We start from the raw sequence: 24,752 nt of genomic DNA, 5'->3' as shown, positions 1-24,752 counted from the left end.
GGTCAGCCGACCGTCAGGTTGATGGGCTCGACGTCGCGCGGCTCGAACCCGAGGGTCTGGCCGTAGAACGCGAGCTCCGCCTCCAGGCAGCGGATGACCGTGTCGGCCTTGCGGAAGCCGTGCGACTCGCCCTCGAAGGTGAGGTAGGCGTACGGCATCTTCTTCTCGGCCAGCGCCTGCGCGAACCGCTCCGACTGGTCCGGCGGGACGATCGGGTCGTTCAGCCCTTGCAGGAGCAGCACGGGGCAGGCGGTCTTGTCGGCGTGGTTGATCGGCGAGCGCTCCTCGTAGGCGCGCTCGAAGCCGGGGAGGGGGCCGATGAGGCCGAACAGGTAGTGGGACTCGAAGTCGTGGGTGCTCTCGGCGAAGCGCTGCAGGTCGCTGATCCCGAAGTAGGACGTGGCGGCCTTGAACACGTCGGTCTTCGTGACCGCCGCGAGCGTCGTCCAGCCCCCGGCGGAGCCGCCGCGGATCGCCAGCCGCTGCGGGTCGGCGATGCCGCCGTCCACGAGGGCCCGGGCGGCGGCGACGGCGTCCTCGACGTCGACCACGCCCCACTGGCGGCGCAGCCGCTCCCGGTAGGCGCGGCCGTAGCCGGCCGACCCGCCGTAGTTGACGTCGATGACGCCGATGCCGCGGCTGGTGAAGTACGCGCGCTCCATGTCGAGCACCGTGGACACCCGCCCGGTGGGGCCGCCGTGCACGAACACCACGTACGGCGGCAGCTCGTCCTCCGGACCGGCGGCCTCGGGGTTGGTCGGCGGGAACACGTAGGCGTGGACGGGACGCCCGAACGGCCCCTCCAGGCGTTCGGCGCGCGGCCTGGACAGGTAGGCGACGTCGGGCAGTTCGGCCCGCTCCCGGCGCAGGCCCTCGACGCGCCCGGTCGTCGTGTCGACCCGCACGACCGAGGCCGGCAGGTCCGGGCCGCCGGCGATCCCCACGATCGTCGTGCCGTCCGTGGACAGCTGCGGCGCCCAGTGCTCGTAGGGGACCTCCAGGTCCACCAGGTCGAGCGTGTCGGTGTCGTAGACGCCGAGCCGCATGTCGCCCTCGCCGTGCAGGACGGCGAGGCGCCCGTCGCCGAGCAGCGCGTACGGCATGCCGCCGAGCTGCCACAGCGGCGCGGCGAACTCCTCCTCGGCCGGGTAGAGCGCCTGCGCGGACTCGCCGTGCAGGCCGACCTGGTAGATGTTCCACCAGCCGGGCCAGTCGGAGATCACGTACAGGGACTCGTCGTCGCGCCACAGCGGTGCCAGGGCCGACTCGGTGAGGCCGCCCTTGACGGTCCGCGGGGCGACCACAGCACCGTCCTCGATCGCCGCCACGCGCACCTCGGTGCCGTCCCACGGCATGCGCGGGTGGTTCCACTGGACCCAGGCCAGGTGCCCTCCGCTGGGGGACGGCGCCGGCCCGGCGTAGAACTGCGCGCCCGACACCATCTCGCGGATCGCGCCGGCGTCCCCGGCGGCGCTGCCGTCCAGCGGGACGGCCACGATGGCGCGCCGGATGCCCGTCACGGGCTGTTCGTCGGCGCTCTCCGCACCCTCGGCGCCCTCGGCGCCTTCAGGGGCCGGCTCGGCGATGTGCCCCTCGCAGACGCACCAGATCTCCGTCCCGTCCGGGGACAGGACGTAGTCGGCGTAGCGCAGCCCCGCTGGCACGGCCGGTTCGGGCGTCAGCGGGTACGGCTTGGGGTCGCCCTCGTCGAGCCGGTGGAGCCGCTGGTCCTCGTAGTTGGAGAACACGATCGACCAGCCCGCGCCGGTACGGATCGGCAGGTACGACCGGCCCCCGTACTCGTGGACGCGGGTACGCGCGTCCCAGGGCGCCTGCAGCAACTCGGTGCGATGACCGTCCTTCAGATGGATGACCGTGGTCCGGCCGCCTTCCTCGGGCCGCGTCTCCTGCCACCACACATCGTCACCCGAGACGGTGGGAAAGCTGAGGCGCAGCCGGGCGCGGGCGACATCGGCCGCAGAGATGGGTGAAGGCCATGAGCCGTAGGGAAGGGTCGCACGAGCGGTCATAACAGGAATCGTCCCGCATACGGGGATCGGTTGGGGCCATGACGGGCCGTTTGAGGTCGGAAAGATACAAGCCCGTCGCCGGAAAACCCGCCGGTAACACCAAGGTTCGCCGGGTTCGACGCGTGAGGGGTGCCGCCGGACTCCGGCGGCACCCCTCACGCGTCAGACCGGGGCCCGGTGGCACTCAGAGGCGTGCCGCGCCCCCGCCGATCTGGCCGGCCGCGGCCATGCCCGGAGCGGGCGGGGCTCCGACGTCACCGCCCATCGTCCTGCCCGCCGTCTTGCGGCTGCGGCGTCCCCGGGCCTCCAGCCACGTGGCGAGCCGGCTCACCAGCATGTTGAGCGCGATGTAGATGATCGCGACGACGATGCCGGCCTGGAGCTTGTTGTTGTGGTAGTTGGCGGGCACCTGCCGGAACCCCGCCGACAGCAGCTCGGAGTAGGCGATGATGAACCCGAGTGCGGTGTCCTTGAGCAGGACCACGAGCTGGCTCACGATCGCCGGCATCATGACCGTGACCGCCTGCGGCAGCAGCACCAGGCGCATGACGCCGTTCTTGCGCAGGCCGATCGCGTAGGCCGCCTCGGACTGCCCGTTCGGGATCGACTGGACGCCCGCGCGCACCACCTCGGCGAGCACCGAGCCGTTGTACATCACGAGCCCGAACACGACGGCGGCGAACGCCGGCACCGTGATGGTCCCCGCGTTGATCTCCACGCCGAAGATCGAGAAGAAGTTGTCCACCAGCACCCGCTGCAGGGTGCCGAACTGCGAATCCGCGATGACCGGGCTGATCTTGTTCGGGACGAAGAACGCCAGGAAGATCAGGATCAGCAGCGGGATCGCCCTGAAGAACTCCACCACGACGCCGGCCGGGACCCGCAGCCACCAGTGGTCCGACAGCCGGGCGAGGCCGAACACCACGCCGAACAGGAGCGCGAGGACGGACGCCACCGCCGCGGCCTTCAGGGTGCTCCACAGGCCGGGCAGGATCAGCTTGTCCCAGACCGTCCACTTGAGGAACGGGGTCCACAACTCGCTCTCGAACTGTCCCCGCTCGTCGAAGCGCCAGATCAGCGCCGCGAAGAGGGCGAGCAGCACGGCGGTCGTGACGACGGTCACCGCCCTGTTCCGCGCGCGCGCCCGGGGCCCGGGGGCGTCGAACAGGACGGTCGCTTCCTGGCTCATCGGGCCACCGCCATCCGCTTGTGCAGCCAGCCGAAGAAGAATCCGGTCGGCAGGGTGAGGATCATGAAGCCGATGGCCACGCCGATGAACAGCGGGAGCGCCCCGCTGGTGAACGAGGGCAGGTCCAGCAGGTCCTTGGTGACCGCGGCGGCCTCGCCGTAGCTCGCGGCGGAGGCCACGGTGGTGTTCTTGATCATCGCGATGAGGACGCTTCCCAGCGGCGCGATGACCGAGCGGAACGCCTGCGGGAGGATGATGATCCGCAGCGACTGGGTGAAGGTCAGCCCGATCGAGCGGGCCGCCTCCGCCTGCCCCAGCGGCACGGTGTTGATCCCCGCCCGCAGCGACTCGCAGACGAACGCCGCCGTGTACCCGGACAGGCCGAGTACCGCCCACCAGTAGTACGTGGTGGGGGGGTTGTCGGAGAACTGCAGAGCCAGGACGTCGTTGAGCCCGAGGCTGCACAGCAGCAGGACCAGGGTCAGCGGCGTGTTGCGCACGACGTTGACGTAGGTGGTGCCGATGACGCGCAGCAGCGGAACCGGCGCGACCCGGAAGCTCGCGAGAACCGTGCCGATCAGCAGGGACAGGACCGCGGAGAGGGCGGCGAGCCGCACGGTCGCGTAGAACCCGTCGAGGATCTTGTCGAAGTTGTCGAAAAACGCGCCGAAGTCAAACATTGCTCAGCTGTTCCATGGCGGTCCAAGGGGTCGGGCCATCACCGGGACCCCCCGGGGGAGACGCGTATGCCTTCCCCGGAAGGCCCCGGCGTGACGATGTTCAGCCCAGGATCAGGCGCAGCCTTCCATCTGCGGCGCGGTCGTGACGAGCTTGAGCCCGGTGCCCGCGAAGTGCTTCTCCAGCAGGGTCTTGGCCGTGCCGTCGGAGTACATCTGGGCGATGGCCTTGTTGACGGCCTCGCAGGTCTCGGTGTCGCCCTTCTTGAGGCCGACGCCGTACTTCTCGTCGGTGAAGGGGTCGTTGATGACCTTGAAGGCGCCCTTCTGCTGGTTGGCGAAGCCGGCGAGGATCAGGTCGTCGGTGCTGACCGCGTCCACCGCGTCCGACTTCAGCTTGGCGACGCAGTCGGAGTAGCTGGAGGCGTCCACGAGGGTGACGCCCTTGATGTTGAGCTTGCCGTCCGGCGGGCCCTCGGTGATGCGGCGGAAGGAGTTGGAGCCGGCCGCCTTGCAGAGCTTCTTGCCCTTGAGGTCGGTGGCCTTCTTGATGCTGGTGTTGTTCGCCTGGACCATCGTGTCCTGGTGGGCGACGTAGTACGGGCCGCCGAAGGTCACCTGCGACTTGCGCGCGTCGGTGATGGAGTAGGTGGCGACCACGAGGTCGACCTGCCCGCCGCCGAGGAACGACTCGCGGTTGGCGGAGGTCGTCTCCTTGAACGTGATGCCGTTCTCGGGGACGCCGAGCGACTTCGCGATGTACTTGGCGACGTCGACGTCGAAGCCGTCGTAGCTGCCGTCGGGCTTCTTCAGGCCGAGGGCCGGCTGGTCGAACTTGATGCCGATGGTCAGCTTCTTGTCGTCCTTGGCCTTCTGGACGACCGTCTTGGCCTCGGTCTTCTCGGTGTCGCTGCCGCACGCGCTGAGCGCCAGCGACAGCGCCATCCCCGCCCCGATGAGGGCGCCGAAACGACGTACTCGCATTTTCGTCCTACCTCTGCTCTCTGCCGGAGCCCCGCGGCTCAGTGCGTGAGGATCTTGGAAAGGAAGTCCTTCGCGCGCTCGGTCCGCGCGTTGGTGAAGAACTCGTCGGGGGTGTTCTCCTCGACGATCTGGCCGTCCGCCATGAACACGACCTTCTGGGCGGCCCGCCGCGCGAAACCCATCTCGTGCGTGACCACGATCATGGTCATGCCCTCGCGGGCCAGTCCCGTCATGACGTCCAGGACCTCGTTGACCATCTCCGGGTCCAGCGCCGAGGTCGGCTCGTCGAAGAGCATCACCTTGGGCTTCATCGCCAGGGAGCGCGCGATCGCCGCCCGCTGCTGCTGCCCCCCGGACAGCTGAGCGGGGTACTTGTGCGCCTGGTTGGCGATGCCGACCCGGTCGAGCAGTTCCATCGCGTGCTTCTGCGACTCCTGCTTGCCCTGCTTGCGGACCTTGATCGGCCCGAGCATGACGTTCTCGAGGATCGTCTTGTGGGCGAACAGGTTGAACGACTGGAACACCATGCCCACGTCGGCGCGGAGCCTCGCCAGCTCCTTGCCCTCCTTGGGCAGCTCCTTGCCGTCCACGAGGATCTTGCCGTCGTCGATCGGCTCCAGCCGGTTGATCGACCGGCAGAGGGTCGACTTCCCGCCGCCGGAAGGGCCGATCACGACGACGACCTCACCGGAGTCCACGGTGAGGTTGATGTCCTTGAGGACGTGCAGCTCGCCGAAATGCTTGTTGACGTGCTCGACCACGACGAGGGGCCGGTCACCTGCGGCGGCCGGCTCCGGGGCGGAGACCTCCGGCCCGGTCTTGGTGAGCTCGGGCCCGCTTTCGCTGTCCGTCATGGGCTCGGACTTTACGTCATCGCCGGCGCTGCCCGAGTTGCCCTGCGGTACCGATACGATCACGAATACCCACGTCGGACGGGGTCCGGCCGTGGCGGAGAGTGATCATCAGAGCTGGCGGCGCGGTGCGCCGTCCGTTCGGCCATGTAACGGCGGGCCCGTACCCTTGATGACTGTCATGAGTGCGCCTATGGAGACGGCACCGCGTACGTACGAGATCCGTACCTACGGGTGCCAGATGAACGTCCACGACTCCGAGCGGCTGTCGGGCCTGCTGGAGTCGGCCGGGTACGTCCGCGCGGTGGACGCCGAGCCCGACGTCGTGGTCTTCAACACCTGCGCGGTGCGGGAGAACGCCGACAACCGGCTCTACGGCAACCTCGGCCATCTGCGGCCCGTCAAGGACGGCCATCCCGGCATGCAGATCGCCGTGGGCGGCTGCCTGGCGCAGAAGGACCGCGACACCATCGTCAAGCGCGCTCCCTGGGTGGACGTGGTGTTCGGCACGCACAACATCGGGTCGCTGCCCGCGCTGCTCGAACGCGCACGGGTGCGGAGCGAGGCGCAGGTCGAGATCGAAGAGTCGCTGGTGACCTTCCCCTCGACGCTGCCGACGCGCCGCGAGTCGCCCTACGCCGCCTGGGTGTCGATCTCCGTGGGGTGCAACAACACCTGCACGTTCTGCATCGTCCCGTCCCTGCGCGGCAAGGAGCGCGACCGCCGGCCGGGGGAGATCCTCGCCGAGGTCGAGGCGCTGGTCGCCGAGGGCGCCCTGGAGATCACGCTGCTCGGGCAGAACGTCAACGCCTACGGCTCGGGCTTCGGCGCCCTGTCCGCCGCGCCGGACGACGTCCGCGCGATGACCCGGGACGGGCAGTCGGCGTTCGCGGGTCTGCTGCGCGCCTGCGGCGGCGTCGAGGGCCTGGAGCGGGTCCGGTTCACCTCGCCGCACCCCAAGGACTTCACCGACGACGTGATCGCCGCGATGGCCGAGACGCCCAACGTGATGCCGTCCCTGCACATGCCCCTGCAGTCCGGGTCGGACGGCGTGCTGCGCGCGATGCGCCGCTCGTACCGGCAGGCGCGCTACCTCGGAATCATCGAGAAGGTCAGGGCCGCGATCCCGGACGCGGCGATCACCACCGACATCATCGTGGGCTTCCCCGGCGAGACCGAGGCCGACTTCGAGGAGACCCTGCACGTGGTGCGGGAGGCCCGGTTCGCGTCGGCGTTCACGTTCCAGTACTCCAAGCGCCCCGGCACCCCGGCGGCGACCATGGACGGCCAGCTGCCGAAGGAGGTCGTCCAGGAGCGGTACGAGCGGCTCATCGCGCTGCAGGAGGAGATCTCCTGGGCGGAGAACCGCAGGCAGCTCGGCCGCACCCTGGAGGTACTGGTCGCCGAGGGTGAGGGCCGCAAGGACGAGGCGACGCGCCGGCTCTCGGGCCGGGCGACCGACAACCGCCTGGTCCACTTCAGCGCGCCGGAGGAGCCGGTCCGCCCCGGCGACATGGTCACCGTCGAGGTCACCTACGCCGCGCCGCACCACCTGGTCGCCGACAAGCCCGCGCTGGGCGTCCGCCGCACGCGCGCGGGCGACGCGTGGGAGGCCCGCCAGGGCGGCGGCGGCGGGGCCAGGGGCGTGTCGCTGGGCATGCCGTCGATCGGGCGGCCGGCCGCGTCGGCCGCGCCCGCGCCGGGCTGCTCGACCCGCCCCTGAACTCCGGCATGATCGGGTGGTCCCCGGCGGCCGGCCCGCCCTCAAGGAGGCAGCGTGCTCGTATCGGCGGCGGTGTGCCCGCATCCGCCCCTCCTCGTTCCGGAGATGGCGGGGGAGGCGGCACCGGAGCTGGACGCGCTCCGGGGCGCCTGCGACCGGGCCGTCCGCGGCCTGGCGGGAGCGGACGCCCTGATCGTGGTCGGGGGAGGGCCGGAGACCCGCGCGTACGGGAGTGACGCCTACGCGACGCTGCGCCAGTACGGCCTCGACTGGACGATCCCCACCCGGGTCACGCGCGATGCCGAGGCGCTGCCCCTCTCTCTCACCATCGGGTTCTGGCTGCTGGAGCGGCAAGGCTTGGGCGCAGGGGCGCGCTACCAGGCCGTCGGATTCGACGCCTCTCCTGACGATTGCCTGGCGCTGGGACGTGAACTCGCCGAATCGGCCGACCGTGTCGCCCTTCTGGTGATGGGGGACGGCTCGGCATGCCGCTCGGAGAAGGCTCCCGGCTACCTCGATGAGCGCGCGGCCCCGTACGACGAGGGTGTGGCGCGCGCGCTCGGGCAGGGCGACGCCGGGGCCTTGGCCGCCCTCGATCCGGAGCTCTCCCGGGCCGTCCGGGCGGCCGGGCGTGCGGCGTGGCAGGTGCTCGCCGGTGCGGCCGCTCAGGACGGCGACGCGTTCACGGGCGAACTCCTCACCGACGAGGCCCCTTACGGCGTCGGTTACCTGGTGGCGGGCTGGTCACGGGCAGGCGGGCCCGCCTAGTAGGGCTGCCCGCCAGTGCCGCCGGGCTGTTCCCCCGTGCCGCCGGGCTGCCCCGGCTGCCCGGGCTGTTCCCCCGCACTGCCGTGCTGCCCGGGCTGCCCGCCTTCGCCGCCCCCGCGGTCGATGTACTTCTCGGCCTGCTCCTGGACGCGGTCGACCTTGTCGGCGTACTTGCCGCCGGTGCGCTGGTCGAACTTGTCCCCGGCCTTCTCCACGCCCTCCTTGGCCTTGTCGGAGTGCTGCCCGAGCATCTGCTTGACCTTGTCGACGATGGACATCGAATCCCCCCGGATCCCTCGTCCCGTTCGGCGCCGCCGGGCCGGTGCGGCGCCCGTTCATCCCGGCCATACCCGTTCTGTTGCCACAATCGATCCCGTGACCCCACCCAATGCCCCGCATGTGATCGCGGTCGTCGGCGCCACGGCGGCCGGCAAGTCCGACCTGGCCGTCGAGCTGGCGCTCCGCCTGGACGGCGAGGCGGTGAACGCCGACTCGATGCAGCTGTACCGCGGCATGGACATCGGCACCGCGAAGCTGTCGGCGGACGAGATGCGCGGGGTCCCGCACCATCTCCTGGACGTGTGGGACGTGACGGTCACCGCGAGCGTCGCCGAGTACCAGCGGCTCAGCGCGGACGCCATAGCGGAGATCAGGGGCCGGGGGCGGCTGCCGGTCCTGGTCGGCGGGTCCGGGCTCTACGTCCGCGCGGCCCTCGACCGCCTGGAGTTCCCGGGCACGGACCCGGCCGTGCGGGGGCGCCTGGAGGAGGAGCTGGAGCGCGTCGGGCCCGGCGCCCTGCACGAACGGTTGCGCGGCCTCGACCCCGCGGCGGCGGAGGCGATCCTGCCGAGCAACGGCCGCCGGATCGTGCGGGCCCTGGAGGTGATCGAGATGACCGGCCGCCCGTTCACCGCGACCCTGCCCGAGCACCGGTACCGCTATGACTCCGTGGTGCAGATCGGGCTGAGCGTGCCCCGCGGCGAGCTGGACGAGCGCATCGCCCTGCGGGTGGAGCGGATGTGGGAGGCGGGCCTGGTCGACGAGGTCCGGGAACTGGAGAAGCGGGGCCTGCGGGACGGCCTGACCGCCGGGCGCGCCCTCGGCTACGCGCAGGTGCTGCGGTTCCTCGCGGGGGAGTGGACGGAGGACCAGGCCAGGGAGGACACCGTCCGGACGACGCGGCGCTTCGCCCGCCGCCAGGAGTCGTGGTTCCGCCGCGACCCGCGCGTCCAGTGGCTCCCCTACGACGCCCCGGACCTGGTCGATCGCGCCCTGGCGCTGGTGAGCCGGGGGACGGCGGACCCCATATGATCGGGGGCATGCGGTTCGTCAAGGGGCACGGCACCGAGAACGACTTCGTGATCCTTCCCGATCCGGACGGCGTCCTCGACCTCACGCCGCGGGCCGTCGCGCGGCTCTGCGACCGGCGGGCGGGCATCGGCGCCGACGGCGTCCTGCGCGTGGTCCGGACGAAGGCCGCGGAGCTCGACGCCGACGCCGAGTGGTTCATGGACTACCGCAACGCCGACGGCAGCATCGCCGAGATGTGCGGCAACGGGGTGCGCGTCTTCGCCCGCTACCTGGTCGACGCGGGCCTGGCCCCGGCAGGGGAGTGGGACGTCGCCACCCGCGCGGGGCTGCGGCGCGTGTCGCTCGGCCCGTCCGGCGACGTCAGCGTGGAGATGGGCCTGCCCGAACTCCTCGGTCCAGGGGAGGCGTCCCTCGCGGGGGCGGCCTTCGCAGGCGAGCGGGTCAGCGTCGGCAACCCCCATCTGGCGTGCCGCGTCACCGGGCCGGTCGCCGCCCTGGACCTGTCGCGCGCCCCCGGGTTCGACCCGGCCGCCTTTCCCGACGGGGTGAACGTCGAGTTCTTCCGGAGCGTCGGGGAGCGGCACGTGGAGATGCGGGTGTACGAGCGCGGCTCCGGCGAGACGCGGTCGTGCGGCACCGGGACCGTCGCGGTCGCCGCGGCCGCGGCCCGCGGCGCCTTCGACGGCGCCGAGTGGACCGTGGACGTCCCGGGCGGCCGGGTGGCCGTCGTCCTCGACGGCGACACCAGCCACCTGAGGGGCCCGGCCGTCCTGGTCGCCGAGGGCGAGACCCGGCCCGGCTGGATCTGACCGGCCTTCCCTTCGACCTGGACTGGTACGGGTGCCGCTCCCGGTCCCGGCACAGACGGGACAACGGTCCCTCTCCAGCGGGACCTTCCCCCGCATAACTTCTTTCTTGCACACCCTCTGGTGAATGGCCCGTATGGACCGGGATGGGAGCCCCGGGGCCGTACGGAGCCTGAGGGCCGGTGGCGACCTTCTTGGCGGGGGGCGGTCACCGGCCCTCCCACCCGGAGGGTGCGGCACCTCAGGGCTCTCGGGGGAGCCCTCAGGACGAGACGCCGTTGACCGGCAGTCTGGCGCGGACCAGGGTCCCGCCCTTGGGGCCGGGCCCCACCGTGCATGATCCGCCCAGTTCGGCCGCGCGTTCTCGCATGGAGGACATGCCGATGCCGGAGCGCACCTGGTAGGGCAGCCCCACACCATCGTCGTCGACCGTGACGTGCAGATCACCGTTCAGATGCAGCCGCACCTCGGCGCGGCCCGCCTTGGCGTGCCGGTGGACGTTCGTCAGCGCCTCCTGGACGATCCGGTACGCGGCGACCTCGGCCGCGGCCGGCAGGCCCTTCAGGTCGCCCACGACGCGCACGTCCACCTGGGGGCCGTCCCCGGAGGCGACGACGCCGCCGAGCGCCTGGATCGCGCCCTCCAGCCCGAGGTCGTCCAGAGCGGGAGGCCGCAGGCCGTACACGAGCTCCCTGATGTCGCCGATGGTGCGCCCCATGGTGGCGCGCAGCTCCTCCAGCAGCCCGTCGACCGCCTCCGGGTCGGTCTTGAGCGTGATGCGCGCGGCGTCCACCGTCATGGCGAGGCTGGCCAGCGTCGGGCCGAGGCCGTCGTGCAGGTCGCGGCGCAGCCGGCGGCGCTCCTCCTCCCGCGTGCGCAGGATGTGCTCGCGGGACCGCTGGACGTCCGCGGCGAGCCGCGCCGCGTTCGCCAGCTCGGCCAGGTTGCGGGCGAGGACGTTCGACAGCCGCGCGTCCGGGGTGCGGGTGACGCCGAACAGCAGCCGCCCCACCGGCTCGCCGTGCCACACCAGCGGGATGAGCTGCGGGCGGTCGCCGAGCACGCCGTCCTCCGCCGCGATCTTCCGGCCGTCGCGGTCCAGCACCTCGATCGTGACGCCGGTCGCGTGCAGGGCCGAGCGCGCGACCTCGGCGGCGACGGCGAGCGCGGCGCCGGGGTTGGCGGCGGTCTGCAGCCGCCGGTTGAGGCGGTCGGCGATCCGGTACGGGTCGCGCTCGCCGTGGATGAACCCGTCCACCGTGCGCTGGAGCCGCCGCCGGACCGGTTCGAACACCGCGCCCGCGACGATCGCCCCGGCGAGCCCGGCGAGGGTGCCCCGGCCGTGCGCGAGCAGGCTCGCGGTGCCGACGAGCGCGAAGTACACGCCGGTGATCACGACCACGAGGCCCGCGTACACCAGCGTCCGGCTGACCACGAGGTCGATGTCGTACAGCCGGTAGCGGGTGATCGCGATGGCGATGCAGATGGGGACGGCGACGATGGTGAGGTCGCGCAGCGGGTCGCCGATCGGGCTGTTCTCGCCGACGAAGATGATCGCCTCGGCGACGATCCCCGGATAGACCACCCAGGCGATCTGCCGCCGGACGTCCGGCGGCGCCTGGACGAACCGCACGGCCACCGAGAACAGCCCCGCGGCCAGGGCGGTGACGATGACCACGCTGATCGGGAGCGGGATCCGGTCGAACGGGTAGACCGAGACGCCGTTGTGCCAGCGGCGCACGTCCGGGTCGATCGTCAGGTGCACGCACACGACGACCGGGACGAGGCAGGCGAGGGCGAGGGCCGGACGGAACCACCGCGACACCAGCCGCCCGTCCGGGAAGATCAGCGGCAGCACCAGTGTCAGGGCGTAGGTGTCAACGGCCCACAGCCAGACTCCGAGCCACTGGACGAACCCGGCCCCGGGCAGGCGGTGCAGCTCGAACCAGGGGCCGAGGTTGAGCGAGAGCACGTAGAGGGAGGCGCTGAACCCCGCGCCGACCATGAGCCAGGCGACCTTCAGCCCCGGCCGGTGGCGCAGCAGGACGGCGCCCACGGGCGTCCAGGCGAGGGCCACCAGGATCTCGGGATGCCACCACACCATCCGCTGCTCGGACGGGAGGCGGCCCCCGATGACCAGGGACGCCGCGACGGACACGACCGCGCCGAGCGCGAAGAGGGCGCCGATGCGCCGCGCCGCGCGGTCGTGCTCTTCCGTCTGCATGCACACTCCCCGCCGAAAGTAATGGAATGTTAAAACGCCCGGCTCTCTGTCCTGCAGTCCAAAACGCGACCGCCTCAGGACACCGCTGATCGGGTTCGGCGGAGGATTCCCCGGTCGCGATGCGGGCGGACGTGTCGTGATGGTAACCGTGGATACGCCTGAAATGAACGGAAGACGCAGGTCAGCGTCCTGTTCCGGTCGCCTTACCACACGCTGGGCGCGGTCGGCGCGGTGTGCGGGCGCGGTCGGCGCGCGGGGGTGGGCGCGGCCGGGGTTCGGGAGGCGGGTGCGGGTCAGACCGTGAGAGTCAACATGCTGTCGCGCGTCAGCGCCTTCACCCCGCGCCGCATGTCCTCGGGAGAGAAGTCCTTGAGGAGCAGGCGCTGGATCAGGAAGCCGGGGAAGAGCGCGAACAGCGTCTTGCCGGCGGCCGTGACATCGGTGTCGGCGGGGAGCAGGCCGGCGTCGACCAGCCGGCGGATGTAGCGGGTCCAGGTGTCGCGCAGGCCGATGACGTTGTCGGCGACGTACGCGGCGATCTCGGGGTCGTGCATGGCGAGCGCCCAGGCCTGGGGCGCGAGCCGGAGCGGGCCGTTCTCGCCGGAGAGGGCGACGATGTGGTCGGCGAGCCGCTCGGCCATCTCGTCGACCGGGAGCAGCGGGTCGCTCTCGGCGAGCGCCGTGAAGAACGCGTGCAGGTCGCCGACCACGGTGGCGATGTTCGCCTCGACGATCTCGTTCTTGCTCTTGAAGTACCGGTAGACGGCACCGGCGGAGAGGCCGGCCTCGGCGAAGATGTCCTGCATGGACGTCGCGTGGATGCCCTTGCGGATGAAGCAGGTGCGGGCCGCTTCCAGGATCTGGCGGCGGCGGCGCTCCAGGTGCTCCTCGCTGACTCTCGGCATGGCGCCAATATAAAACGAACGTTCGTTTCTTGACAAGCCCAGAGCGCGGTGCGACTCTGGCGGCGTCAAAAGAGAACGGACATTCGTTTTTTTGGAGGAGATCGTGCGGTCCTCCCCTGCCGCCCGCGCCATGGGCGCGGCCGTCGGCGCGGCGCTGCTGCAGCTCATCATGATCGTCGCCTTCTCGTGGCCCGCCGCGCGGACGGAGCCGCGCGACGTCCCGATCGTCGTGACCGGCCCGCAGGCCGCCGCGGTCGCGGGCGCGCTCGACCGCCGGCGGCCGGGCGCCTTCGACGTGCGGGTCCGTCCGGACGAGGCGGCCGCGCGGGCGGCGATCGCCGATCGCGAGGCGTACGGCGCCCTCGTCACGGCGCCGTCCGGCCCGAAGGTGCTCACCGCCTCCGCCGCCTCGCCCCTGGTCGCCCAGCAGCTCGGAGCGATGGCCGCGGAGCTCCGCGCTGGGGGCGCACCGGCCTCCGCGCCCGTCCAGGACGTCGTCGCGGTGGACGCCGACGACCCCCGCGGGGCCGGTTTCGGCGCCCTCGCGCTCCCGCTGGTCATGTCCGGGCTCGCGGCCGCGGTGCTGCTGACGTTCGCCCTCCCGTCCCTCGCCTGGCGCGCCGCCGGCACGGCGATCTTCGCCGTGCTGGGCGGGCTGGACGTCGCGTGGATCGCGCAGGGCTGGCTGTCGCTGCTTCCCGGCCCCTACGTCACGCTCGCCGGGGTCATGTCGCTGACCCTTTTCGCCGTGACCGGCACCGTCGTCGGCCTGGCCGCCGCCATAGGCCGCGCCGGAATCGGCCTCGGCGGGCTCACGCTGCTGCTGCTCGGCAATCCGCTGTCGGCGGCGACCTCGGCGCCGGAGCTGCTGCCGCAGCCGTGGGGGACGATCGGCCAGTACCTGCCGCCGGGTGCGTCGGCCACCCTGCTCCGGTCGGCCGCGTACTTCGACGGCGCCGGAGGCGCCGGCCCGCTCGCCGTCCTCGCCGCCTGGGTCTTCGCCGCCCTCGCGCTCATGGTCCTGGGCGGTATGCGGAGGCGCTCGAGAGGCGAGTTCGTGCCCGACCGCGAACCGGTGCCCGCGTGAAGTCCTTGCGCGACTCTGGGCGATTCCATGCGCGATCCGTACTCGCTCAATAGCATTCTGTGACACTTGAGTGGTGCGGAGGGCGAGACGGTGGCGGTGTTCGTGGTCCGGCGGCTGGCGAGCCATGCGGTGCTGGCCGTGCTCGCCGCCAGCCTCGGCTACCTGCTCGCCGCCGCGGCGCTCGATCCGCGGGCCGCTCTCGAAGGCGGCGCGCTCCGTCCGCCGGAGGCCGTCATCGACGCCAGGCTGGACGCCCTCAACCTCGATGACCGGACGCCCCTGGCCGAGCGGTACCTCACTTGGGCCGGGGGCGTCTTGCGCGGCGACTTCGGCCGGACGTGGGAGGGCGAACCGGTCAACGCCGAACTCTGGCGCCGTCTCGGTGTCAGCCTGCGCCTGGTTCTTCCAGGAGCCGTTTTGGGAGCCGCGATAGGGGTCGCTCTCGGCGCCTACGCCGCCGTCCGGCATGGTCGGGCGGCCGACAGGCTCATCTCGAGCGGCTCCTACCTGCTGCTGGCGGTTCCCGTGTTCGTCCTGGCGGTGCTCTTACAGATCCTCGCTGAAGAAGCCAACGACGCCATGGGCTTGCGGGTGTTCGCCTGGGTGGGCGAATCGACGCCGGGGGCGTCTCACGGCGCGCTGTGGAGCCTTGCGGATCGAGCACGCCACCTGCTGCTGCCCACGGCCGCGATCGCGCTGTGCCAGTCCGCTCTCTACGCCCGCTACCAGCGGGGCCTGATGCTGGACGCGCTGCATGCCGACCACGTGCGCACCGCGCGGGCCAAGGGCCTCCGGCGGCGCAGCGCGCTGCTGCGGCACGGGCTCCGGACCGCGCTCGTCCCGATGACGACCTACTTCGCCTACACGGCGGGCCTGGTGCTCCTAGGCGGGGTCTTCACCGAGACCGCCTTCGGGTGGCACGGCCTGGGTGAGTGGCTCGTCGACTCCATCTCCCGCGGTGACGTCAACGCGGTGGCCGCCATCGACTGCCTCGCCGCCTGCGCCGTCCTGCTGGCGGCTCTCGCGTCCGACGTCCTGACCGCCGCGCTGGACCCCCGCGTCCGCGCGGGGGTCCTGCCATGACCGGCGGACGGCGTGCGGTGGCCGGGGGCGTCCTGCTAGTGCTCCTGGTCCTGCTGGCGTTCGCGGGGCCGCTCGCGTCACCGTGGGGGTGGGACGAGACGGACTTCGCGGCCTTCCGGCAGGGGCCGTCCGGAGAGCACTGGCTCGGCACGACCCAGAGCGGGCGGGACGTCTTCTCACTCACCCTGCGCGGGGCGCGGAACTCGCTGTCGGTCGGGTTATGCGCCGCGGTGCTGGCGACCGGATTCGCCGCCGTCGCGGGGACGGCGGCCGGGTTCCTGGGCGGCGCCGCCGACCGGATGCTGATGTGGGGCGCCGACCTGCTCCTGGTGCTCCCGTCCCTGCTCGTCGTCACCGTCCTGGCGTCCAGGGCCGCCGGGGGATGGCCGGTGCTCGTGCCGCTGCTGGCCGCGTTCATGTGGATGCTCACCGCCCGCGTGGTTCGGGCCGCGACGCTCTCGCTGCGGGAGCGCGAGCACGTGCTGGCCGCCCGGTACCTCGGCCTGGGCGCGCCGCGCGTGATCGCGCGGCATGTGCTGCCCCATCTGGCGTCCCTGCTGGCCGTCGACGCGAGCCTGAACGTCAGCGTCGCGGTCGTCGCCGAGAGCGGGCTGTCCTACCTCGGGTTCGGGGTGCGGCCGCCGGACGTCTCGCTCGGCTCGGTGATCGCCGACGGCCGGGGCGGGGCGACCGCGCTCCCCTGGGCGTTCGGGTTCGCCGCCGGGCTGCTCGTCCTGATCGTCGTCGCGGTGAACCTGGTCGGGGACGGGCTGCGGGACGCTCTCCACCCGGAGGCGGGGCGTTGACCGTCCTGCGGGTCGCGGACCTGACCGTCCGCCACGCCTCCGGCGCCCGAGCCGTCCGCGGGGTGGGCTTCGCCGTCGAGGAGGGGGAGGCGCTCGGGATCGTCGGCGAGTCGGGAGCCGGCAAGACCGCGCTGGCCCTCGCCCTGACGGGCCTGCTGCCAGAAGGGGCCCACGTGGCCGGGAGCGTGCGGCTGCGCGGTGCGGAACTGCTGGGACGGACCGACGCCGAACTCTCCCGGGTGCGCGGCAAGGACCTGGCGATGGTCTTCCAGGATCCGCTGTCGGCCCTTTCACCCGTCCAGAAGGTGGGCGACCAGATCGCCGAAGCCGTCCGGGTCCATTCGGCAGCGGGCCGCGCGGCGGCGCGATCACGTGCCGTCGACCTGCTCGAACTGGTCGGCATGCCCGACGCGGCCCGGCGGGCCCGCGCCTACCCGCATGAGCTCTCCGGCGGAATGCGGCAGCGCGTGATGATCGCCATGGCCCTCGCCCACGACCCGGTGGCGATCGTGGCGGACGAGCCCACCGCGGCTCTGGACGCGACCGTCCAGGCGCGGGTGCTGGACGTCCTGCGGGCGGCCCGGGAGGCGAGCGGCGCCGCCGTCGTGCTGATCAGCCATGATCCCGGCGTCGTCGCCGGGTTCGCCGACCGCGTGATGGTCATGCGCGAGGGACGGGTGGTCGAGGCGGGAACGGTGGAGGAGGTCTACCGGCGGCCTCAATCGCCGTACACGCGCGGCCTGCTGCGCTCGACGCCGCGCCCAGGCGATGTCTCTCGGCCCCGCACCGGGCGTCCGGTCGTGCTCCGGGTGGAGGGCCTGGCCCGTCACTACCCCCTCACCAGAGGGACGCTGACGCGGCGGCGGGTCGGCGAGGTGCGGGCCGTGGACGGCGTGAGCTTCGACGTCCGCGAGGGGGAGACGCTCGCGCTTGTCGGGGAGTCAGGATCCGGCAAGACCACGACGCTGATGGAGGTCCTGCGGCTGACCCGCCCGCAGGAGGGGCGCGTCATCGTCTTCGGCCACGACACGGCCGCCTTGCGCACCGCCCACCGCAAGGCCCTGCGCAAGGACGTCCAGGTGGTGTTCCAGGACCCGTACGCCTCGCTGAACCCTCGGATGCGGGTGGCCGACATCCTCGCCGAACCGCTCACAGCGCACCGCATGCCGATCGGCGGGCGCGTGGAGGAGTTTCTGGCGATGGTGGGCTTGGAACCCGGTCATGCACGGCGCTTCCCCCATGCGCTCTCAGGCGGGCAGAGGCAGCGCGTGGCCCTGGCCAGAGCGCTCGCACTGGAGCCCCGCCTTCTGCTCTTGGACGAGCCCGTGTCGGCGTTGGACGCCGCCGTACAGGCGGGCGTCATGGAGCTGCTGGAGGGGCTCCGGGAACGCCTCGGCCTGGCGTGCCTGTTCGTCACCCACGACCTCGCCCTGGTCCGGGGCTTCGCCGACCGGGTCGCGGTCATGCACAGGGGCCGCGTCGTGGAGATCGGGTCGGTGCCCGATGTGTACGGCGCTCCCGCCCACCCGTACACGCGGGCGCTGCTGGACGCGATCCCTTCACCCGATCCAGAACGAGACCGACGTACCCGCTTCCTTCTGCACGATGACCCGTCCGATCCCAGGCCCATGGGCATTGCCTTGGGCTGCCGGTTCCGGACCCGCTGCCCGCACCACGCCACGCTCACCCCCGACGACAGACACCTATGCGAAGACCACGATCCGATGCCGCGTGCCATAGGCGCGGACCACTCCGCCGCCTGCCATCACCCGCTCGTCCCGGCGAAGGCCGAACGATGAGACATCTCCTCGCCGCGGTCCTCCTGGGGATCGCGCTCCTGAACGGCACCGGATGCACGGCCCCTGAAGCGTCGACGCCGGGCACACCTGGGCGCCTGCCTGCGGCGGACATCAACCCGACCCCGCGTGACCGTGTCTCCGGCGGCGGGACGCTGCGCTGGCCCCTGCCCGAATTCCCGTCCCAGTGGAACTCGGGCCATGTCAACGGCGCCAAGGGCGCGGTCGAGCACGTCATCCAGGCCGTCATGCCGTATCTGATGCGCGCCGATGAGAAGGCCGTCCCGCGCCCCGTTCCGGAGTATCTGGAATCGGCCACCTTGAAGCGGACCCGGCACGGCCAGACCGTCACCTACAGGCTCAACCCGCGCGCCAGGTGGTCGGACGGCAGGCCCATCGGGTACGCCGACTTCCGGGCGCAGGCCCATGCCCTGTCTGGACGCGACCCCCGCTACGAGGTCTCCGCCGTCACCGGCTACCAGCAGATCAAGCGCGTCGAACGCGGCGCTGACGAGCACGTCGTCAAGGTGACGTTCGCCCATACCTACGCGGACTGGCGCGGCCTGTTCAGCCCTCTGTATCCGGCTTCCGCCTACTCCAGCCCACGCGCGTTCAACACCGCATGGACGGACCGCATACCCGTCACGGCCGGACCGTTCAGATTCCAGCGGATCGACCGGACTGCCAAGACGCTCACCCTGGTGCGGGACCCGGCGTGGTGGGGCGCGCCCGCGAAACTCGACCGGATCGTTTACCGCGCCATGCACACCAGCGCGATGCCCGGCGCGTTCGCCAACAAAGAGATCGACCTGATGGACGTCGGCCTCGACGCTGATGCGCTGCAGCGCGTCCGGCACGTCCCCGGCGCCGTCGTCCGGAGGGCGGGCGGGCCGGACTGGCGGAACTTCACCTTCAACGCGGCCGGGCCCATCCTGTCGGACGCCCGGGTACGGCGGGCGGTGACGCTCGGCATCGACCGGCGCGCCATCGCGCGGTCCGACCTGTCCGGTCTCGGCGTGCCGGTCCAGCCGCTCGGCAACCATTTCTACGTCGGCACCCAGGCCGGCTACCAGGACAACTCCAGCGAGTTCGGCGGCTACGACCCCGCGCGGGCCGGGCGGCTCCTGGACGAGGCGGGCTGGAAGCCCCACGGCAAGTACCGCGCCAAGGCGGGACGCACGCTCGCGCTGCGGTTCGTCGTGCCGTCGGGGGTCCCGATCAGCAGGCGGGAGGGGGAGCTGACGCGCGCGCTGCTCGAACGCATAGGCGTCCGAGTGGACATCCAGGTCGTTCCCGCCGACGACGTCTTCGAGCGGTACGTCACGCCGGGGAACATGGACATCGTCCCGTTCTCCTGGCTCGGCACCTCGTTCCCCGCTTCGGAGATGAAGGCGGTGTTCGCCCGGCCTCACGGACGCAGCGTCCAGCAGAACTACTCCCGGATCGGCAGCGCCGCCATCGACGCGGCGATGGACCAGGCCATCGCGGAGGTCGACCCGGGCAGGGTCCACGTCCTGGTGAACAGGGCCGACCGGCTCATCTGGCGCCAGGCGTCGGTCCTCCCGCTGTTCCAGCGCCCCCAGCTCGTCGCCGTGCGCGCGGAGCTCGCCAACGTGGGGGCGGGCGGCTTCGTTGACCTCGCCTACCAGGACATCGGCTTCAGGAAGCGGTGAGGCTTCCGGATCCGTTCAGGTCAGGGGAAGGCGAGCTGGACGCCCTTGCGGTCGCTGGTGAAGCGGGCGTTCCACACGTACAGGCGCAGGTCGTCGGCGGAGAGGTCCTCCTTGACCGGGAGGTCGGAGGCGATGCGGACCACGTAGGAGGCGCCCGCCGGCATCATCGTGTCGCCGCCGTCCTCGACAGGTGCCTTGGACCCGCCCACCCGCGCGGTGATCGTGCTGTGGTTGGGGAGGGTGCACATGTCGTCCGGGATGCCGGCCTGCGGCATGCACCGCTCCTGCGCCGACGACGGGACCTGCGACTTCGGCATGAACAGGTCGGCGGGGAAGTCCAGCAGGACGGGCCGCCGCTGGCTGTTGGTGAGGATGTAGTCGGCGTAGGCGTAGGTCGTCCCGTCCGGCGGGGCCTGCGTGGCGCCGAGCGGCTGCCGGGACGTCCCCGCCATGACGGCGGCGAGGCTGTAGCCGTAGCCCTCCGGCGTCGTGAAGCCGACCGGCGGGCCGGCCTTCGGAGCGGGCACGGACGAGCCGCCCCCGCCGTCGCCCTGGCTCGCGAGGACGGGCGGGGCGGGGTCCCCGCCGCCCGTGCCCGGCCGCAGGAACACGATCACGCCGGCCACCGCGGCGATCCCGACGGCGCCGGTGACGGCCCCCGCGAGGCCGAGCCTTCCTGCCTGGCTCTTCTTCCTGCGGCGGTGCGAGCGGTACGGCTGGCGGCTGTTGGCCATGGTCGCTCCCTCGGGCCCTCTCCAGCTCGGTCGGCGTGTCCTTCCCACGGCGGGCAGGCCACGATACCGGACAGCCGGATCGGCGGCGGTCCTGACCTGTGGATTACGAACCGCGCGCGATAAGGGCGTCGCGGCCGAGTCCCCGCAGGGAGGCGTCCAGCACCTGCGCGGTGTGCGCGACGGCGATGCCGGCGCCGCGCCGGCGCAGCGCTGTGGCGATCTGCATCGAGCAGCCGGGGTTGGCGGCGACGAGCAGTTCGGCTCCGGTGGCGTCCACGTTCACCGCCTTCCGGTCGCCGAGTTCTCCGGCGGCCTCCGGCTGGAACAGGTTATAGGTCCCGGCGGAACCGCAGCAGATGTCGGGTTCGGCGATCTCCCGGACGGTGAGCTGGGGGATAGCGGCCAGCAGTTCGCGGGGCTGGAGCCGGATGCCCTGGGCGTGGGCGAGGTGGCAGGCGTCGTGGTAGGCGATCGTGACCGGAAGTGGCCGCCGTTCCGCGCGGGGCCCGAGTTCCACCAGGTACTCGGCGAGGTCCCGGGTCTTGGCGGAGAGCGCCTCCGCCCGAGCGGACCATTCCGGGTCGTCGGCGAGCAGCGCCCGGTACTCCTTCATCGCGGACCCGCATCCGGCGGAGTTCACCACGATGACGTCGACGGCCTCGAACGTCTCGACCGTCCGGCGGGCGAAGGCGCGGGCCTCGTCCTCGCGCCCGGAGTGCATGGACAGCGCCCCGCAGCACCCCTGCCCCCGGGGGATGACGACGTCGCAGCCCTCCATCGCCAGGACCCGGGCCGTGGCGGCGTTGACGCCGGGGAAGAACTCGCTCTGGACGCATCCGGTCAGCATCCCGACCGTGGCGCGGCGCTCCCCGCGTGCGGCGACGCGCTCGGGCAGCCTCGGCGCCCTGCCGAGGGGCGGGGCCAGCCGCTCCATCGCGGCGAGGGACGGCGAGATGCGCTCCAGGATGCCGGTGCGCCGCACGAGCCGTTCCAGACCCGACCGCTGGTACGCGCGGAGGGGCCCGCGCAGGGCGCGGAGCCTGCGCTTGTACGGGAAGAGTTGGAAGACCATCTCCCGTATGACGCGCTCCTTCACCGGGCGGGGGTGCTCCCGCTCGACGTCGGCCCGGGTCGTCTCGATGAGACGGTCGTACTGCACCCCGGACGGGCAGGACGTCACGCAGGCCATGCACCCCAGGCACCGGTCGAAGTGCTCGACCATCGGTCCGCTGAGCGGTTCGCCGTCCGCGTGCTGCTGCATCAGATGGATGCGGCCCCGGGGAGAGTCCATCTCCTCGCCCCAGAGCACGTACGTCGGGCACGTCGGAAGGCAGAACCCGCAGTGCACGCAGTCGCTGAGCAGGTCCGGGAGGTCGTCCTGTGCGCTCATCAGATCCCTCCCACGAAGCGGCCGGGGGACAGCCGGTGATCCGGGTCGAACTGGTCCTTCACCCGCCGCATCAGCGCCAGCGCGGGAACCGGCCCCCACAGGTCGATCTCGCCGCGCACCTCTTGCGGCGCGTAGCGGACGACGGCGTGCCCGCGGTGCTTCCTCAGCACGTCGCGTAGGCGGCCGAGGACGTCGGCCACCTCGTTGGGGCCGGACTCCGCGGGAAGGCCCACGTGGCCTTGCCCGCTGCCGCTCCAGGTGGCGGCGGCCCCCGGCCCGAGCACGGTGAGGACGTCGCGGAGCGATGGCGGCGGGGCGCCGATGTCGATGAGGGTGGTGCCGTCCGGGTAGACGCCCCACCCATCGGGTGCGGTGTCGGAGATCTCGGCCTTCTCGCCGAGGAGCTCCGCGGTCTGCCGAGCGCGCGCGGCGACACCGTCGGGAACGCCCTCCAGGAACACCGCCACCGTCCCTGGGCTGATGTACTCGACCGCACTCGGCGCGACAGGGGAGTGGAGGACGGTCTGGACCGCGTCGTGCGCGTCCTCGGGCCCGTCCACGGCGCAGGTCACGTACGCCGTCGCGGCGGGGACCGGATGCAGGCGGAACGTGGCCTCCACGATCAGGCCCAGCGTCCCGTAGGAGCCGCAGAAGAGCCGCCCCAGGTCGTACCCGGCGACGTTCTTGACGACCTTGCCGCCCGACCGCGCGACCTGCCCGTCCGCCCGGACGACCGTGAGCCCGATGACCAGGTTCCGGGGCGTCCCGTACAGGGTGCGCAGGGGGCCGGCCGCGCCCGTGGCGACCGTCCCGCCGACGGTCGAGCCCGGCAGCGGCACGTCGAGCGCGAGCCGCTGCCCCCGCTCCGCCAGCCGCTCGGCGAACTCCTCCATCGCGAGCCCGGCCTCCGCCTTGGCGACGAGGTCCCCGGCCGTGTGCTCGACGAGCCGGCCGAGCCGGTGGGTGTCGACGATCAGGTCGCAGCGCTCCGGAGGCAGCCCCCAGTCCAGCCGGGTCTCGGCCCCGCGCGGGACGACGGCAAGCCCCTTCTCGGCGGCCACGCGCATGACGTCGGCGGCCTCGGCCAGGTTCTTCGGCGCCGCGACGATCGCGGGCTCCACGCCGAGCACGCCTTCCGCGGGCTCGCCGGGCCGGACGTCGCCGCAGACCTTCGCCAGGGCGTCCAGGGGCCGCATCAGAAGATGTCCGCCTTTCCCTCGTACGGGTGCGGGCCCTTGCGCTTGCCGGGCACCTCGCCGCACAGCCGCGGCGTGGGGAAGACCTTGCCCGGGTTGCACAGCCCCGCGGGGTCGAAGCCGCAGCGGACCATCTGCATCGTGTCCAGGTCGGCGTCGGTGAACATGCGCGGCATGTAGCGGGCCTTGTCCACGCCGACGCCGTGCTCGCCCGTGATGGAGCCGCCGTGCTCGATGCACAGGTCGAGGATCGCGCCCGACACCTCCTCGGCGCGCGCCTCCGCGCCCGGTTCGGCGTCGTCGAACAGCACCAGCGGGTGCAGGTTGCCGTCCCCGGCGTGGAACACGTTCGCGACCCGCACGCCCGACTCGGCCGACAGGGCGTCGATCCGGGCCAGGACGTCGGGGAGGACCGTCCGGGGGATGACGCCGTCCTGGACGAGGTAGGCCGGGCTGATCCGGCCCACGGCCGCGAACGCCGACTTGCGCCCCTTCCAGATCAGCGCCCGCTGCACGTCGTCGTCGGCGATGCGGATCTCGAAGGCGCCCGCGTCCCGGCACAGCCGCTCCACCTCGGCGAACTGCGCGGCGACCTCGGCCTCCGGGCCGTCCAGCTCCACGATCAGCACCGCGCCGGCGCCCGGCGGGTACTCGCAGCGCACCGCCGCCTCGGCCGCCTCGATCGCGAGGGCGTCCATCATCTCGATCGCCGCCGGGAGGACCCCCGCGCCGATGATCGCCGACACCGCGGCGCCGCCCGCCTCGATCGACCCGAACGCGGCCAGCAGCGTCTGCACGGTCTCGGGGACCCGCGTCAGCCGCACCGTGATCTTGGTGGTGATGCCGAGCGTGCCCTCCGCGCCGACGAACACGCCGAGCAGGTCGTAGCCGGGCCCGTCCGCCGTGAGCTCCACGAGCTCGCCGTCCGGGGTGACGACCTCGCAGGCCAGCACGTGGTGCGCGGTGAACCCGTACTTCAGGCAGTGCGCGCCGCCGGAGTTCTCCGCGACGTTCCCGCCGACCGAGCAGATCTGCTGGCTGGAGGGGTCGGGCGCGAAGTAGTACCCGTACGGGCGGACGGCCCGCGTCACGTCCAGGTTGATCACGCCGGGCTCCACCACGGCCCGCTGCCCCGGGACGTCGATCTCCAGGATCCGGTTCATCCGGGACGTGACGATCAGCACGCCGTCCGCGCGGGGGAGCGCGCCGCCCGACAGGCCGGTCCCGGAACCGCGCGCCACGTAGGGGATCCCGGCGGCCGCGCACTCCCGCACGATCGCGGCGATCTGCTCGGCCGTGTCGGGCAGCACGACGACGCCGGGCGTGGACCGGTGGTTGGTCAGGCCGTCGCACTCGTAGGTGCGCAGCCGCACCGGATCGGTGATCACCCGGTCGGCCCCGAGCAGCGCCTCCAGCCTGGGCGCGAGCGCCGTGAGCATGGTCTCCATCCCTTCCACGATCCCTCGCACGCGAGCCCGTCGCAAGGGGCGCCGGGCCGTCCGGAAACCGTTTCCCGGAC

The 24,752-nt window shown here is 72.3% G+C and carries 21 protein-coding genes; 9 read left to right on the top strand and 12 right to left on the bottom strand.

Going from position 1 to position 24,752, the window contains the following annotated elements:
- Positions 1–2: 2 nt before the first annotated feature.
- The 5 genes from K4S16_RS05525 to K4S16_RS05505 all read right to left on the bottom strand — a co-directional run bounded on the left by K4S16_RS05525 (position 3) and on the right by K4S16_RS05505 (position 5,641).
- Positions 3–2,030: a prolyl oligopeptidase family serine peptidase gene (locus tag K4S16_RS05525; protein ID WP_149257651.1), complete on the bottom strand. Its 2,028-nt coding sequence runs from the start codon at positions 2,028–2,030 to the stop codon at positions 3–5.
- Positions 2,031–2,214: 184 nt separating this feature from the next.
- The gene (locus tag K4S16_RS05520; RefSeq protein WP_149257650.1) at positions 2,215–3,219 is read right to left on the bottom strand and encodes an amino acid ABC transporter permease; all 1,005 of its coding nucleotides are present in this window, start codon (positions 3,217–3,219) and stop codon (positions 2,215–2,217) included.
- Positions 3,216–3,899 carry an amino acid ABC transporter permease gene (locus K4S16_RS05515; protein WP_149257649.1) on the bottom strand — a complete coding sequence of 228 codons (684 nt, stop codon included), beginning with the start codon at positions 3,897–3,899 and terminating at the stop codon, positions 3,216–3,218. The genes K4S16_RS05520 and K4S16_RS05515 overlap by 4 nt, the downstream gene beginning before the upstream one ends.
- A gap of 111 nt (positions 3,900–4,010) precedes the next feature.
- Positions 4,011–4,880, bottom strand: a complete 870-nt coding sequence (locus tag K4S16_RS05510; RefSeq protein ID WP_149257648.1) for a glutamate ABC transporter substrate-binding protein — start codon at positions 4,878–4,880, stop codon at positions 4,011–4,013.
- 38 nt (positions 4,881–4,918) lie between these two features.
- Positions 4,919–5,641, bottom strand: coding sequence for an amino acid ABC transporter ATP-binding protein (locus tag K4S16_RS05505; RefSeq protein WP_235036635.1), 723 nt, complete (start codon positions 5,639–5,641; stop codon positions 4,919–4,921).
- Positions 5,642–5,924: 283 nt separating this feature from the next.
- Between K4S16_RS05505 and miaB the strand changes: the two genes are divergently transcribed.
- Positions 5,925–7,454: a tRNA (N6-isopentenyl adenosine(37)-C2)-methylthiotransferase MiaB gene (gene miaB / locus K4S16_RS05500; protein WP_235036587.1), complete on the top strand. Its 1,530-nt coding sequence runs from the start codon at positions 5,925–5,927 to the stop codon at positions 7,452–7,454.
- 54 nt (positions 7,455–7,508) lie between these two features.
- Positions 7,509–8,222 carry a class III extradiol dioxygenase subunit B-like domain-containing protein gene (locus K4S16_RS05495; RefSeq protein ID WP_149257645.1) on the top strand — a complete coding sequence of 238 codons (714 nt, stop codon included), beginning with the start codon at positions 7,509–7,511 and terminating at the stop codon, positions 8,220–8,222.
- On the opposite strand, the gene K4S16_RS05490 is transcribed toward K4S16_RS05495, so the two are convergent.
- Complete coding sequence (locus K4S16_RS05490; RefSeq protein ID WP_149257644.1) at positions 8,219–8,500, bottom strand: antitoxin; 282 nt, start codon at positions 8,498–8,500, stop codon at positions 8,219–8,221. The genes K4S16_RS05495 and K4S16_RS05490 overlap by 4 nt on opposite strands.
- A 121-nt stretch (positions 8,501–8,621) precedes the next feature.
- Between K4S16_RS05490 and miaA the strand changes: the two genes are divergently transcribed.
- Positions 8,622–9,533, top strand: a complete 912-nt coding sequence (gene miaA / locus K4S16_RS05485; protein WP_235036634.1) for a tRNA (adenosine(37)-N6)-dimethylallyltransferase MiaA — start codon at positions 8,622–8,624, stop codon at positions 9,531–9,533.
- Positions 9,534–9,541: 8 nt separating this feature from the next.
- Positions 9,542–10,342 carry a diaminopimelate epimerase gene (gene dapF, locus K4S16_RS05480; protein ID WP_149257642.1) on the top strand — a complete coding sequence of 267 codons (801 nt, stop codon included), beginning with the start codon at positions 9,542–9,544 and terminating at the stop codon, positions 10,340–10,342.
- 259 nt (positions 10,343–10,601) lie between these two features.
- Here the strand turns inward: dapF and K4S16_RS05475 are convergent, their stop codons facing one another.
- Positions 10,602–12,563, bottom strand: a complete 1,962-nt coding sequence (locus K4S16_RS05475; protein ID WP_149257641.1) for a sensor histidine kinase — start codon at positions 12,561–12,563, stop codon at positions 10,602–10,604.
- Positions 12,564–12,856: 293 nt separating this feature from the next.
- Complete coding sequence (locus tag K4S16_RS05470; protein ID WP_149257640.1) at positions 12,857–13,468, bottom strand: TetR/AcrR family transcriptional regulator; 612 nt, start codon at positions 13,466–13,468, stop codon at positions 12,857–12,859.
- Between the two features lie 103 nt (positions 13,469–13,571).
- On the opposite strand from K4S16_RS05470, the gene K4S16_RS05465 reads away from it, so the two are divergent.
- The 5 genes from K4S16_RS05465 to K4S16_RS05445 all read left to right on the top strand — a co-directional run bounded on the left by K4S16_RS05465 (position 13,572) and on the right by K4S16_RS05445 (position 19,913).
- Entirely contained in the window at positions 13,572–14,555 is a 984-nt protein-coding gene (locus K4S16_RS05465; protein ID WP_235036586.1) for a hypothetical protein, read from the top strand.
- 66 nt (positions 14,556–14,621) lie between these two features.
- A complete protein-coding gene (locus K4S16_RS05460; RefSeq protein WP_235036585.1) occupies positions 14,622–15,638 on the top strand; it encodes an ABC transporter permease in 1,017 nt (338 codons plus the stop codon).
- A complete protein-coding gene (locus K4S16_RS45555; protein ID WP_149257639.1) occupies positions 15,635–16,444 on the top strand; it encodes an ABC transporter permease in 810 nt (269 codons plus the stop codon). Before K4S16_RS05460 ends, K4S16_RS45555 begins: the two co-directional genes overlap by 4 nt.
- Positions 16,441–18,243, top strand: a complete 1,803-nt coding sequence (locus K4S16_RS05450) for an ABC transporter ATP-binding protein (RefSeq protein WP_149257638.1) — start codon at positions 16,441–16,443, stop codon at positions 18,241–18,243. Before K4S16_RS45555 ends, K4S16_RS05450 begins: the two co-directional genes overlap by 4 nt.
- The gene (locus K4S16_RS05445; RefSeq protein ID WP_149257637.1) at positions 18,240–19,913 is read left to right on the top strand and encodes an ABC transporter family substrate-binding protein; all 1,674 of its coding nucleotides are present in this window, start codon (positions 18,240–18,242) and stop codon (positions 19,911–19,913) included. The genes K4S16_RS05450 and K4S16_RS05445 overlap by 4 nt, the downstream gene beginning before the upstream one ends.
- A 20-nt stretch (positions 19,914–19,933) precedes the next feature.
- Here K4S16_RS05445 and K4S16_RS05440 read toward each other — a convergent pair whose 3' ends face one another.
- The 4 genes from K4S16_RS05440 to K4S16_RS05425 form a co-directional block, all read right to left on the bottom strand.
- A complete protein-coding gene (locus K4S16_RS05440; protein WP_149257636.1) occupies positions 19,934–20,647 on the bottom strand; it encodes a hypothetical protein in 714 nt (237 codons plus the stop codon).
- Positions 20,648–20,750: 103 nt separating this feature from the next.
- On the bottom strand, positions 20,751–22,037 hold the full coding sequence (locus tag K4S16_RS05435) for a (Fe-S)-binding protein (RefSeq protein ID WP_149257635.1): 1,287 nt from the start codon (positions 22,035–22,037) through the stop codon (positions 20,751–20,753).
- Positions 22,037–23,233: an FAD-binding oxidoreductase gene (locus K4S16_RS05430; RefSeq protein WP_149257634.1), complete on the bottom strand. Its 1,197-nt coding sequence runs from the start codon at positions 23,231–23,233 to the stop codon at positions 22,037–22,039. Before K4S16_RS05430 ends, K4S16_RS05435 begins: the two co-directional genes overlap by 1 nt.
- A complete protein-coding gene (locus tag K4S16_RS05425; RefSeq protein WP_149257633.1) occupies positions 23,233–24,681 on the bottom strand; it encodes an FAD-linked oxidase C-terminal domain-containing protein in 1,449 nt (482 codons plus the stop codon). The genes K4S16_RS05430 and K4S16_RS05425 overlap by 1 nt, the downstream gene beginning before the upstream one ends.
- Between the last annotated feature and the right edge of the window lie 71 nt (positions 24,682–24,752).

This window comes from Actinomadura sp. K4S16 (genome assembly GCF_008327685.1).
Taxonomy (GTDB): Bacteria; Actinomycetota; Actinomycetes; order Streptosporangiales; family Streptosporangiaceae; genus Spirillospora.
This window is presented reverse-complemented; position numbering and strand designations above follow the sequence as displayed.